This is a genomic window from Kaistella faecalis (assembly GCF_019195395.1).
Taxonomy (GTDB): Bacteria; Bacteroidota; Bacteroidia; order Flavobacteriales; family Weeksellaceae; genus Kaistella; species Kaistella faecalis.
Genome location: NZ_CP078067.1, coordinates 1,435,818 through 1,450,020, shown reverse-complemented (window position 1 = coordinate 1,450,020; position 14,203 = coordinate 1,435,818). Strand labels below are relative to the sequence as shown.

At 36.9% G+C, this 14,203-nt stretch carries 10 protein-coding genes; 8 read left to right on the top strand and 2 right to left on the bottom strand.

Annotation, left to right across the window (positions count from 1 at the left end; genetic code table 11):
- Positions 1-996 carry a hypothetical protein gene (locus KTV93_RS06905; RefSeq protein WP_218248227.1) on the bottom strand — a complete coding sequence of 332 codons (996 nt, stop codon included), beginning with the start codon at positions 994-996 and terminating at the stop codon, positions 1-3.
- A 59-nt stretch (positions 997-1,055) separates the two neighbouring features.
- Here KTV93_RS06905 and KTV93_RS06900 point away from each other — a divergent pair, with 59 nt between their 5' ends.
- The 6 genes from KTV93_RS06900 (at position 1,056) to KTV93_RS06875 (ending at position 9,495) form a co-directional block, all read left to right on the top strand.
- The gene (locus KTV93_RS06900; protein ID WP_218248226.1) at positions 1,056-1,646 is read left to right on the top strand and encodes a thymidine kinase; all 591 of its coding nucleotides are present in this window, start codon (positions 1,056-1,058) and stop codon (positions 1,644-1,646) included.
- Positions 1,643-4,087, top strand: coding sequence for a bifunctional UDP-N-acetylmuramoyl-tripeptide:D-alanyl-D-alanine ligase/alanine racemase (locus KTV93_RS06895; protein WP_218248225.1), 2,445 nt, complete (start codon positions 1,643-1,645; stop codon positions 4,085-4,087). The genes KTV93_RS06900 and KTV93_RS06895 overlap by 4 nt, the downstream gene beginning before the upstream one ends.
- A complete protein-coding gene (locus KTV93_RS06890; RefSeq protein ID WP_218248224.1) occupies positions 4,088-6,253 on the top strand; it encodes a patatin-like phospholipase family protein in 2,166 nt (721 codons plus the stop codon).
- Between the two features lie 4 nt (positions 6,254-6,257).
- The gene (ybeY, locus tag KTV93_RS06885; RefSeq protein ID WP_218248223.1) at positions 6,258-6,665 is read left to right on the top strand and encodes an rRNA maturation RNase YbeY; all 408 of its coding nucleotides are present in this window, start codon (positions 6,258-6,260) and stop codon (positions 6,663-6,665) included.
- Between the two features lie 92 nt (positions 6,666-6,757).
- On the top strand, positions 6,758-8,620 hold the full coding sequence (mnmG, locus tag KTV93_RS06880) for a tRNA uridine-5-carboxymethylaminomethyl(34) synthesis enzyme MnmG (RefSeq protein WP_218248222.1): 1,863 nt from the start codon (positions 6,758-6,760) through the stop codon (positions 8,618-8,620).
- 56 nt (positions 8,621-8,676) lie between these two features.
- Positions 8,677-9,495: a class I SAM-dependent methyltransferase gene (locus tag KTV93_RS06875; protein WP_218248221.1), complete on the top strand. Its 819-nt coding sequence runs from the start codon at positions 8,677-8,679 to the stop codon at positions 9,493-9,495.
- Between the two features lie 159 nt (positions 9,496-9,654).
- Here the strand turns inward: KTV93_RS06875 and KTV93_RS06870 are convergent, their stop codons facing one another.
- Entirely contained in the window at positions 9,655-10,845 is a 1,191-nt protein-coding gene (locus KTV93_RS06870) for a phosphoglycerate kinase (RefSeq protein WP_218248220.1), read from the bottom strand.
- 594 nt (positions 10,846-11,439) lie between these two features.
- On the opposite strand from KTV93_RS06870, the gene rpiB reads away from it, so the two are divergent.
- A complete protein-coding gene (rpiB, locus tag KTV93_RS06865) occupies positions 11,440-11,871 on the top strand; it encodes a ribose 5-phosphate isomerase B (protein ID WP_218248219.1) in 432 nt (143 codons plus the stop codon).
- A gap of 29 nt (positions 11,872-11,900) precedes the next feature.
- Complete coding sequence (rnr, locus tag KTV93_RS06860) at positions 11,901-14,054, top strand: ribonuclease R (RefSeq protein ID WP_218248218.1); 2,154 nt, start codon at positions 11,901-11,903, stop codon at positions 14,052-14,054.
- The last annotated feature ends 149 nt before the right edge of the window (positions 14,055-14,203 follow it).

Here is a 14,203-nt window from a genome sequence, read left to right as displayed (position 1 = left end):
TTATAAAAATTTATTTTCAACCAAGTTCCAAAGTCTTTGTGCGTATTCATCTACTTTTGCCCAGTCTTTTTGGTAATAGACTTCGCTTAAATACTGTTTGGCATCTTCAATATTATTAAAGGAATTGAGTTTATCAACGGTATTTTTCAATTCTTCAGCTTCACCATTAAAGAGAAGTTTTGTGAATGCTACTTTATCATTCAGATCCAATTTGAATTCGTTCTTCTTTTTCTCAGCCTCCATAAAATCTGTAGGAATATTTGTTTTCAAAATACTTCCGGATTCAGTTTTCGGTTCTGCAATATGATTTTTTTGTTCTTCAAGTCTTTCCAGCGGATCTTCATCGAAAAGGTTCTGTACTACTTTCAGGCCTTTTATATGGGCAAGTTTGAATTTTTTCTCCGAATGAAGCTGCTCTTCCTTTGTTTCCGAATGTAATGTTTCGTTTTTCGGCGGATGTATAATATCTTCCTTCTTGAAATCTACAATTTTTCTCCGGCGTTCTTCCAGTTCAAGAAATTCTCTTTCCTTCTGTGCTACCCTTTCTTCATAATTTTGTTCAATTTCAATTTCGGAGATCATATCTTCTTCGATTTTTTCCTCCACATTTCCTTCAGCTACTCCTGTCATTTCCGTGGATTCAACTACCGGCTCCTCATTTTCTATCTCATTAAGTTCATTGGTAAATATTACCTCTTCTTCAATGGTATTTTCAGATATCATATTGTCATCAAGCATGTCCAAATCAGGGCTCATAATCTCGTTGGCAGAAAAATTCTTTACGTCTTCATCATCATATTTTTCCGCAACCTCCTCAGCGATAAAACTATCTTTATTTTTTTCCAGAATCCTCAAGAAAGCAATTCTGTCGGTTATTTCAGCAAAAAGATCCTGTTTTCCGAGCAGCTCATCTTTTGAACTGATCCGGGAAAGCGTTTCGAGAATTGTCTTGCATTCAAAAAAAATTTTTTCCTGTAGATCTTGGAGGTTTTGCATAATAAAGTCTATTAAATTTCCTTATTTTTGAGCTTTGAATATTACGGCTAAATTAACAAATGTTTTTAGAAAATACAATTAATCACGCAAAACAGAGCGGCTGGATGGAAGTTATCTGTGGGTCGATGTTTTCAGGCAAAACTGAGGAATTAATCAGAAGGCTTCGGCGTGCTGAAATGGCCGGTCAGAATGTAGAAATTTTCAAACCAAAACTCGATACACGGTATGCTGAAGAAGAGGTTGTTTCTCACAATCAGAATAAAATCAGAAGCACCCCTGTAGAGAGTCCTAATGAAATACTTTTACTGGGTTCAACCTGCGATGTAGTTGGAATTGACGAAGCGCAGTTTTTTGATGAAAGCATTGTAGAAGTTGCCAACACATTGGCGAATAACGGCGTACGTGTTGTTATTGCGGGACTTGATATGGATTTTATGGGCAGACCTTTCGGACCCATTCCGAATTTAATGGCTACAGCTGAATATGTAACAAAAGTTCACGCCATCTGCAAAAGAACGGGAAATCTCGCAAATCATTCTATGCGAACAACTGCAAATAAAGATCTTGTACAACTGGGCGAAACCGAGAGCTACGAAGCAGTAAGCCGAAAAGTTTTCAATGAAGAATTTCTGAACAGAAAAAATAAATGAACTACACTACCAAACAACTTGCAGACCTTACCAATTCACAACTCATTGGGAACGGAGACCTGCAGGTAACAAGTATTTCCTTTGACAGCCGAAATATTTACTCTTCGGCGAACACCGCTTTCATCGCCATCAATACTAAAAAAAATTCCGGCGAAAAATATATTCAGTCCGCAGCTGAGAAAGGAATCAAAATTATAATTTCTGAGCATGAAGCTCATGATTTGGAGGACATCACCTGGATTATTGTAGAAAATTCATTAAGATTTATTCAGGCACTGGCAAAGCACCATCTCTCACTTTTTAATCTCAAGACAGTTGGAATTACGGGAAGTAACGGAAAGACGATCGTGAAGGAATGGCTTTACCAAAGCCTTTTTACTGATTTTAATACTGTTAAAAGCCCTAAGAGTTTTAATTCTCAACTGGGTCTTCCGCTTTCACTCCTTAAAATTGAGAATATTCACCAAGTGGGAATCTTTGAAGTGGGTGTTTCCAAACCTGGCGAGATGGAAATTCAGGAAAATATTTTTTCTCCCAAAATTGGTGTTCTTACGCACATCGGCTCGGCGCACTCCTCGAATTTCGTTGATGAAGAAGAACTGATCAATGAAAAAATTAAACTTTTCAAGCATTCGGAAACTATTATTTTTAATGGAGACAATGAGTTGGTTTATAATAAAATAAATAACCTTTATTCCAGTAAAAATTTAATATCCTATGGATTAAAAAACCATAACGATATTACCGTAACAAACGATCTCAGCAACAAATCTGAATCTTTACAGATCCGTAATTTTGACGAGATATTTCAACTTCCGGCTCAGCAAAGGGATGAGGCAACACTGAGCAATGCTTTATGTATTGTGGCGGTTCTGAAAGAGTTTGGATTCAACTTTAAGCAAATTACCGAAAAGATTAACGCCCTGAAATCCGTAGAAATGCGTCTGGAAAGTGTAAACGGACTCCGTAATAATCTTATCATCAACGATTCGTTTAATCTGGACCTAGATTCTTTAAAAATTGCTTACCAGTTCATAAAAGAATACAACAAACCTAAGAATACGCTTATATTGACCGATTTCATTGAGGGTAAAAATTCTGATGAGCTTTATCGTGAAGTCAGTGATATTACAAACCAGCAGCATTTCAGTAAGATTATTCTGATCGGTGATGAAATAATTAATTACCAAAATGATTTTAAAGGCGAATCTTATACTTTTAATAACGTGGCTGAACTTATTGGAAGTCATTTACTTAATCAGATAGAGAACGAACTGATTCTCTTAAAAGGGGCAAGAAAATTCGAAATCGAAAAAGTTAAAAATCACCTGGAACTTCAGAAACACGATACATTACTCGAAGTTAATCTTAATGCAATACTTCACAATATAAATGTCCATAAAGCTTTGCTGAAGCCCTCAACCAAAATGATGGCTATGGTTAAAGCCTATTCATATGGTCTTGGCGGTTATGAAATTGCAGAATTTTTGCAGCATCATCACATTGATTATCTGGGTGTTGCGTATGCTGACGAAGGTGTAGATTTAAGAAAAAACGGAATTACTACACCGATTATGGTGATGAATCCCGAACAGCACAGTTACAATATTATTATTGATTATAATTTGGAACCTGAAATTTACAGTTTCCGTGTATTGGAATTATTTAATCAGCAGCTTATTGAAAAAGGAATTCAGGAGAAATATCCTATTCATATCAAGCTGGAAACTGGAATGCACAGACTTGGTTTTAAGAACAATGAGATTGATGACCTCATTATGAAGTTGAAGGAGCTGAACGTAAAAGTGGCTTCTATTTTCAGTCATTTGTCGGTTGCAGACGTTCCGGAAGGAAAGGATTATACTTTGAGTCAGATTGAAATTTTCAGAAAAAATTCAGAACAACTTATTTCTGGACTGGAATATCAACCAATCAGGCATATTCTTAACACTTCTGGAATTGTGCATTATTCTGAAAATCAATTTGATATGGTAAGAATCGGAATTGGAATGGTGGGTATTTCTTCAAATGCCCAAATCAGCAAGCAACTACAGAATGCAGTTAGTTTTAAAACCGTAATTTCACAGATCTCTACGGTCAACGAGGGAGAATCGGTCGGTTATAACCGGAATTTTCAACCCGACCACTCCACGCAGGTCGCAACCATTCCTGTTGGATATGCTGACGGAATTCCACGGCTGATAGGCAACAAAGTTGGCAAAGTAGGCATAGGCAAAAAGCTTTACCCGATTGTAGGGAATGTCTGTATGGATATGATGATGATTGATATCGGAAATTCCACGGCTAAAGAAGGTGACGAGGTGATTATTTTTAACTCCAATCCAACTCTTGAGGATTTCTCAGCTTACTGTAAAACAATACCTTACGAGGTTTTAACATCAATTTCCAGGCGCGTTAAAAGAATTTACATCAAAAACTAAATGAAAAAAACACTGGTCTTCCTTCTTACAGTAGTACTGAATTTCTGCCTGAGCGCTCAGGTAAAAGAAGGATTTACCATACCTAAAAATCCAAAAATCGGATTATCACTATCTGGCGGCGGTGCCAAAGGATTTGCCCATATCGGTGTTTTAAAAGTTTTAGATTCCCTCGGAGTGAAGATCGATCATGTCTCCGGAACCAGTATGGGCGCCATTGTTGGCGGACTATATGCATCCGGATACACGGGCAAAGAAATTGAAAAAATAGTTCTGGAAACGGATTTCTACACCATTATTGCCAATGAAAAGACCCGAAAAGAGACTACTTTTTTCGATAAAGCAGTTGATAAATATATCTTAAGCATCCCGGTAAAAGACGGTAAAATAAATGTTTTACCTAAAGCGATTTCGACGGGACAGAAAAATATTTATCTCCTGAAGGAACTGTTTAAAAACGTTTCAACAATCGATGATTTTTCTAAGCTTCCAATTCCATTTATGTGCATTGCGACCAATCTTGAGAGTGGAAAAATCGAAATATTCGAGAAGGGTGATTTGGTGAGTTCCATTATGGCAAGTTCAGCATTTCCCTCGCTGATGGATCCGGTTAAGATTAATGATTCTCTTTATATCGATGGTGCGATGACCATCAACTATCCTTCTAAACCTTTGAAGGACAAAGGAATAGATATTGTGATTGGTGTAGATTTAAGTCAGGGTCTAGCCACCCGGGAAAAACTCTCAAGTGCAATTGATATTTTGAATCAGGTTATTGACTTTGGAATTCAGAAGGAAACTAAGAACCAATATCAATATACAGACATTAATATTCATCCTGATCTTACAGGTATGAGTGCCACAAGTTATGACGCTAAAGCAGCAATTCTTGATTCTGGATATGTAGAAGCACAAAAATATATAGAAACGCTTTCCTTACTTCCGCAGCGGAAAAAAGATCTTCTGCGCGCCCCACTCAATTCCATTTACTCAAATGTTTATAAAATAGATAGTCTTATCCTTCAGAACAACCATATTTTCGGAAAAAATTATGTTCAAGGGAAGATGAATCTTAGAGTTCCTTCACTTCAGACTTATGGGGGAATAAATAAAATGATAGACCGTCTTTATGCTACAAATAACTATCGGTTAATAAATTACGATATAATTCAGCAGGATGATCGTAATTATTTGAAACTTAATGTCACTGAAGATGATGCACGTTTTTTCCTTAAATTCGGACTTCATTATGATGAGATCTTTAAAACAGGACTTTTACTGAATCTTACTGCTAAAAGATTACTGTTCCGCAACTCTGCCATTTCACTTGATGTTGTTGTGGGTGACAAGCCACGATATTACCTGAATTATTTTATTGATAACGGTTATATACCAGGTTTCGGACTGTATGCATCGGGGATGAGCCTTGATTTAATAGACGCCGATTCCAATGTATCCGAAAAATGGAACTGGTTCCGAAATGAAGCCTTTATACAGTCTGTTTGGCGCGATAAATACGCTATTGGAGGCGGAATTAGCCACGATTATTACGAATCTAAGGTCTTCTGGGAAACAATTTATTCAAATGCTCATAACTACATTAATCCTTATGTCTTTATCAAAACCGATACGCAGGACGATACCAGTTTCCCCACTAAAGGACTGTTTCTATATGCAGAAGGTAAAGTTTTAGATCTGCTTAATGATGAATTAGAAGGGCGTACTGTACAGTTAAAAATATCTTCACAAATAAATTTTCCTTTTACATCGTGGTTTACTTACAGGCTAGGACTTTTTGGCGGGATTACCGTTGGTGAAAGTCTTTCTCCGTTCTACAATTACAGAATTGGCGGCATCTTTGAACAGAACATTGGGAATTTCGAGAAATTTCAGGGCTACGAATTTGGGCAGCTTAACTCCAAAAATATGCTTACTGCGTCTAATACATTCCAGTTTAATTTTTCAAAAAGTTATTATGTAGATGCCAATTTCAGCATAGCAAATCTTTTTGATGATATAAAAGTTGATGACATTCTACACCTATCAGAGTCTTCTGCAGGTGTTAGCGCTGGTTACAAATCACCTTTCGGACAGATAAAATTCAATTACAGCAGGTCATTAAACCGGAATAATAATATACTGAGTGTAATACTCGGACATTGGTTTTAAAAATATGATACAGTTTTTTTTCGAAAATATTGAACAAATAGAACTCAGTGGTAACACTACCAAATGGTTGGAAGATCTTATAGTTTCTGAGCAGAAAAAGCCGGGAGATATCAATTATATCTTCTGTGATGATGAATATCTTCTACAGATCAACCGGGAACATTTGCAGCATGATTACTATACTGATGTTATTACTTTCGACTATGTAAAGGGCAAAACCATTTCAGGCGATATTTTTGTATCTTTGCCCCGCATTTCTGAAAACGCTACCAATTTATCTAAAGATTTTGATTCTGAAGTACATAGAGTTTTAGCACATGGTGTTTTACATCTCTGCGGTTACAAAGATAAACTTGATACTGAAATAGCAGTAATGCGCCAAAAAGAGGATTTTTATCTGAATAAAAGGTAGTTTAAATGTAATTACTTTACGACAGTATTAAAAATCTATAGTCTTTAAATAATGTTTCACGTGAAACATTTCAACTTATTTCCCTAGAATAAATGATAAACGAAATATACGACGTGATTGTGGTCGGCGCCGGACATGCTGGATGTGAGGCCGCTGCAGCAGCTGCAAATATGGGTTCAAAAACCCTTCTCGTTACGATGAATATGCAAACAATCGGGCAAATGTCTTGCAATCCAGCGATGGGCGGGATTGCAAAAGGGCAAATTGTCCGAGAAATTGATGCACTCGGAGGTTACTCAGGCATCATAGCAGACAAGTCTGCCATCCAGTTTAAAATGCTAAACCTTTCCAAAGGTCCGGCAATGTGGTCTCCGCGGACTCAAAACGATAGAATGCTTTTCGCTGAAGAGTGGAGAATTGCCCTGGAAAACACTCCAAATCTTGATTTCTTTCAGGATATGGTGAAGAGTTTAATTGTAGAAAATAATAAAGTTACAGGTATAATAACCTCATTGGGAATTCAGATTAAGGGCAGAGCAGTAGTACTTACTAACGGAACTTTTTTGAATGGCTTAATCCATGTTGGCGATAAACAGCTGGGCGGGGGAAGAATGGGTGAACCTAGAGCTTTCGGAATCACCGAACAATTGGTATCACTGGGTTTCGAAGCTGGTAGAATGAAGACCGGTACACCACCCAGAGTAGACGGTAGAAGCCTGGATTATTCTAAAATGGAAGAACAGAAAGGTGACGAAAAACCTCAAAAATTCTCTTATTCAAATACCCCAAAGCTTACCAAACAGTTAAGCTGCCATATCGTATATACCAACGAAACTGTTCATGATATTCTACGTGAAGGATTCGACAGAAGCCCAATGTTTAATGGTACTATACAAAGTATTGGACCGCGTTATTGTCCAAGTATTGAAGATAAAATTAACCGATTCGCAGAAAGGGAAAGACACCAACTTTTTGTAGAACCTGAAGGTTGGAGAACTGTTGAGATCTACGTAAATGGATTCAGTTCATCTCTTCCCGAAGATATTCAGATAAAGGCAATGCGTCATATTCCAGGGTTTGGAAATGTAAAAGTTTTCCGACCAGGTTATGCGATCGAATACGATTACTTCCCTCCTACTCAACTACATCACACCCTAGAGACAAAATTGATTGAAAACCTCTATTTCGCAGGCCAAATCAATGGTACAACAGGGTATGAAGAAGCTGCAGGACAAGGACTAATGGCGGGTATTAATGCTCACAATAAAGTACACGAAAAAGGAGAGTTTATTCTTAACCGTGATGAAGCCTATATTGGAGTTTTAATTGATGATTTAATAACCAAAGGTACAGAAGAACCTTACCGTATGTTCACCTCACGAGCTGAGTACAGATTGCTGTTAAGGCAGGATAATGCAGATATAAGGTTAACAGAAAGATCTTTCAAAATAGGACTTGCCAGTGAGGAACGGATGAAAAATGTAACCACTAAAATTACTGCAAGTAATGAATTAGAGGAATATTTAAAATCAACTTCACTAAAACCGGGTATAATCAATCCAATCCTAAGCAGTATTGAATCATCACCTGTTGATCAGGCTTACCGCGCATCTCAAATTCTTACGAGACCGAATATGACTTTAGATAAGTTGAGTGAAATTGATTTCATTAAAGAAGTAACAGAAAATATTTCTGAAGAAGTAAAAGAACAGGCTGAAATCAATATCAAATATAAGGGTTATATCGAAAAGGAAAAAGAAAATGTGGCTAAATTAAACCGTCTCGAAACAATCCGAATTCCTGAAGATTTCGATTTTTCTAAAATCGGTTCTTTATCCTCAGAAGCAAAACAAAAACTTAATAAAGTTCAGCCAAAAACTATTGCTCAGGCAGCAAGAATAAGCGGTGTATCTCCTTCGGATATTAATGTTCTACTAATCTATCTCGGACGCTAATTTTTATATGTTTCACGTGAAACATTAAAGGTATTCCACTATACGTTTTATAATTTATGATAATTAAAGATCACTTTTTAACTCAGGAAGAATTTACTCTAACTGACACATCCATTGCAGGTATTTATAAAACTGAACCTATTCCTGAAAATCTCAGCAGGTATTATGAGAGTAAAGAATATATTTCACACTATCAGGATACCGAGTCGATCAAGCAAAAGGTTTACAAATTTCTACAGGGTTTCAATCTGAATTTTAAAAGGAATATTCTCGCGAAAGAACTTCATAAGAATGCTAATGTTCTGGATTATGGTTGCGGTGCAGGAGAATTTTTAAAATTTATCGAAGAGGATTTTACTACATTCGGATATGAACCTAATCCTTCTGCTAGAAAGTTTGCTTCTGAAAAATTGTCAAAAACAAAGCTTGTTGATACACTTGATTCCGTAGAAAACGGAAGTTTGGATGCCATTACTCTTTGGCATGTTTTGGAACATATTGAAAATCAGCAAGATATATTAAATATATTTTATAACAAGTTAAAAACCAATGGATTACTTGTAATTGCTGTTCCTAACCATACCTCTTACGATGCTAAAAGGTATAAAGAATTTTGGGCCGCTTATGACGTTCCCCGACACATTTATCACTTCTCAAAAACGGGAATGGAAAAATTAATGAACAATGATCAGTGGAACATTAAATATATCAGACCTCTCCTACTCGATGCCTTTTATATTTCTATGCTCAGTGAAAAATACAAGAAATCACCAATTTCCTGGCTTAAAGGATTCGTTTTTGGAGCAATTTCTAATTTTAAAGCACTAAAAAACGACGAATTTTCAAGCTTGATATACGTGATCGAAAAAAAATAGATTTTCAATTTTTGATAGGTTTCTGAAGGTCAATTTCGAGTCGATTTCTTCACTTTTTAGAATTTTCTAAACTGGAATTTCAATTTAAGCTTTACTCATAAAAAAAGTTTCCGGCTAATCCGGAAACTTTTTTTTATCTCGATGACTTGAAGTATAAAATTAACTGTTGATTGCTTTTACACCTGGAAGTTCTTTTCCCTCCAAACTTTCCAACATTGCACCTCCGCCGGTAGAAACATAGCTCACTTTATCATCGTAACCGAATTTTTTAACAAAAGCCACGCTGTCTCCACCTCCAACAAGGGAAAATGCACCCATTTTGGTTGATTCCGCAATACTGTCGCCTAAGGCAACTGTTCCTGCCGAAAAGTTAGGCATCTCGAAAACACCAATAGGCCCATTCCATAAAATAGTACGTGAATTCATAAGAACATCGTGGAACAGCACTCTCGTGCGTGTTCCGGCATCCATTCCCATCCAACCTTCCGGTATATCATAAATATCAACTTCTTTTTTTTCCGCATCGTTACTGAACTCATCGGCGATTACGGCATCAGTAGGTAAAAATACTTTCACATTCTGGGCCTTTGCTTTTTCCAGAATTTCCAGTGCCAGAGTCAATTTATCTTCTTCCAACAAGGACTTTCCAATATTCCCGCCCAAAGCGCGCACAAATGTAAACGCCATACCACCTCCAATAATCAGATTATCAATCGCCGGTAAAATATTTTCTATAATAGTAATTTTTGTCGAAACTTTTGATCCTCCTAGAATCGCGGTTACAGGTTTTTCGCCGCTGCCAAGCACTTTATCAATCGCTTCAAGTTCCTTAGCCATCAGTAAACCGAAAAATTTAGTTTCTGGAAAATATTCAGCTATAATTGCTGTGGAAGCGTGCGCACGGTGTGCTGTTCCGAAAGCGTCATTCACATAAGCATCAGCATATTTAGAAAGTTTTTCAGCAAATTCGCGATCACCTTTTTCTTCTTCATTATAGAATCTCAGATTTTCAAGAAGCAATATTTGTCCGGGTTGCAAATCACTACTCATTTCCTTTGCATCAGGCCCGATACAGTCTTCACAGAACTTAACCTCTTTGCCTAAAACTCCCTCTATTTCGTCAACAATGTTTTTTAAAGAAAACTCTTCTGTAACCTTTCCTTTTGGCCGACCCAAATGAGTCATGAGGATTACAGAACCTCCGTCATTCAATATTTTATCAATCGTTGGTTTCACTGCCTGAATCCTCGTATTATCTGTAACTTTTAAATCTGCACTTTGCGGCACATTAAAATCAACGCGCACCAACGCTTTTTTATCTTTAAAATTAAAATCGTTTACTGTTTTCATACAAATCCCTTGTTTTAAGTTTCACAAATTTAAGATTTATTCACCTGAATAAAAATTTTATTCAACTTAAAATTCCACAATCCCCAATGCCTCATTTTATCTACATTATATTTTTCTTTTAAAAAAAAGAAATGATAGTTGTTGTTGTAGCAGACGGATTTGGGGAGAAATAAAGCGCAAATATTTTGACACATGTAGTTGAAGTTAAATTCATAAATCATTAACATTACAAGTGGCTGATTGTTAACATTTTTTAACGCTTCCCAACATATGTTAATAAATCTTAAATATATTATTTATTGAAAATGTCTTCATGGAAAACTTCCCGAATTACACCCGGAAACTTTCTTCAATATTTACATTGAATATCTCCAAACATTTTCCATTAGGAATTAAAAACGGATTATAAAAGTAAATCTTTTGAGGAGTTATCAACATGATTTAACACTTATCCTCACAATGCTTGTTAACTAGTTAAAAAGAAAACTGCAGCGTTCAATTTTGAGGCGTTTTGCAGGATTTAATAGCTTAAAATAATCTGTTTATATTAATAGTAGTAAATTTGTAATAAATCTGCAACTTAATAATTCAATCATGAAAAAAATAGCCATTGCCTGCGATCATGCAGGTTTCGATTACAAAGAAAGTATTAAAAAACATCTGGAAGCCAACTTCGTGGTAAAAGATTTTGGTACTTATTCCAAAGACGCTGTAGATTACCCGGATTTTGTACATCCCACGGCGACGTCGGTTGAAAATGGCGAAAGTGACTTTGGAATTTTGATTTGCGGCAGCGGACAGGGCGTTTCCATTACTGCAAATAAACATCAGCAGATACGTTGTGCATTATGCTGGATGCCCGAACTTGCTGAACTAGCGCGTAAACATAACAATGCGAACATGGTTGCAATCCCGGCAAGATTCATTGCACAGGAGCTTGCAGTGGAGATTATTGAGAAATTCCTCGGCACTGATTTTGAAGGAGGTAGACATGAAAACAGGGTTAATAAGATCCCGTTCTGTTAATCCTCACTACACAAAATAAACTATACTATATGGCAAAAAAAAGCAAATTTATATCTCATAAAAACCATCAGAAACTCCAGGAAATAGGACGTTTAATCTTGAAATTTATGAACCAGAAATCCACTAAAATCTACAATTACAAGCAGATTGCAGATGGAATTGATTATAAAAATCCGCGACAGCGGGAACTTGTGATTCAGTCACTCCACAAATTACTTTCTGACGAACGGATTAAAGAAACCGAGAAAGGTAAATATATCATTAACCTAAAGATTGAGGGAACCCTGACAGGAATCATCGATTTTAATCAGGCAGGCAACGCTTACGTAAAAGTGGATGATTTGGATGACGACGTGTTCATCCACTCCAAAAATGTGAAAGATGCACTTCAGGGCGACAAAGTTCTTATCGTAACTTATCATTTTAAGGGAAAAAAACTTGAAGGTTCTGTTCTTGAGGTAATTGAAAGAAACCGCGACGAGTTTGTAGGAACTTTCCAACTGATTAAACACAAAGATTTTGGGTTTGTAGTTTGTGATAAAAAAACGATCAATACAGATATTTTTGTTCCCAAAGGTAAAATTGCCGGCGCTGAAGATGGTGATAAAGTAGTTGTAAAAATGACCGACTGGAAAGCTGGTGAGAAAAATCCCGAAGGCGAAATCATTAAAGTTTTAGGAGCTCCCGGCGAGCATGAGACCGAAATTCACTCGATTTTAGCAGAATACGGCTTGCCGTACACTTTCCCTGAAGAAGTTGAAAGAGAAGCGGAAGAAATTGACCGGCAAATCCACGATAGCGAAGTTGCAAAACGTCGCGATATGCGTAAAATCTGCACTTTTACGATAGATCCTAAAGATGCTAAAGATTTTGACGATGCCTTATCAATCCAGAAATTAGAGAACGGAAACTGGGAAATCGGCGTTCATATTGCCGACGTGTCTCATTACGTGGTTCCAGGAACGATGCTCGACGATGAAGCGTACGACCGTGCAACATCAGTTTATTTGGTAGACAGAGTGGTGCCGATGCTTCCTGAAGTTCTCAGTAATGATGTCTGTTCTTTGCGACCAAATGAAGATAAATATACTTTTTCTGCCGTTTTTGAACTTGATGAAAATGCAGATGTTGTGAAGGAGTGGTTCGGCAGAACCGTAATTCATTCCGACAGAAGATTCAGTTATGAAGAAGCTCAGGAAAGAATTGAAACCAAAGAAGGCGATTTAGCTGAAGAAATTCTGGTTTTGGATAGACTTGCTAAAATTCTAAGAAAAAACAGAATTAATAATGGCGCAATTACTTTCGATCGTAGCGAAGTACGCTTTAATTTGGATGAAAACAGCGAACCGATTGGTGTTTACTTTAAAGTAAGCAAAGATTCCAATCATTTGATTGAAGAATTTATGCTTTTGGCAAACCGAAAAGTTTCGGAATTTGTTTCCCTGAACAGAAAAGGTGATCCTACCGGAAATACCTTTATTTACAGAATTCACGACGATCCGGATCCTACAAAACTTGAAGCACTTCGAGAATTTGTATCCACCTTTGGTTATAAAATGGATCTGGCAAACACGAAAAAAGTTGCTGAATCACTCAACCGTTTATTAACGGATGTAAAAGGCAAGGGCGAAGAAAATATGATCGAGACTTTAGCAATGCGCTCGATGAGTAAAGCAATATATTCTACAAATCCAATCGGACATTACGGTTTAGGATTCGAGTTTTATTCGCATTTTACTTCCCCGATCAGAAGATATCCGGATTTAATTGCTCACCGATTGCTTCAGCATTATCTTGATGGCGGCAAATCACCGAATAAACAGGATTATGATGAAAAAAGCAAGCACTGCAGTGCGATGGAACGGTTGGCAGCCGATGCTGAAAGAGATTCCATTAAATTCATGCAGGTTAAATTCATGGAGAAACATTTGGGCGAAGTATTTACCGGCGTAATTTCCGGTGTTGCAGATTTCGGGTTCTGGGTACAGATCCCGGAAAACGGCGCGGAAGGTTTAATTAAACTCCGTGATCTGATGGATGATTCTTACCAATATGATGCTAAGAATCATGCAGTAATAGGTTCCCGAACAGGAAATCAATATCAACTGGGTCAGGAAGTAAAAATTAAAGTAATGAAAGCCAATCTCATCCAGAAACAGTTGGATTTCAAGATTGTGGAATAATGTCTCCGCATTATAGCGCTTTTCTCTCCGATCTAGTAAAAGTGTTTGGATTTATTCTGAACGCTTTTCTGTTTTTCAGGATCGTTACATACACCTTTGTAACTGTAAAAACACTGTTGATAAGCTTTATATTTCTCGTCTTTTTCGGG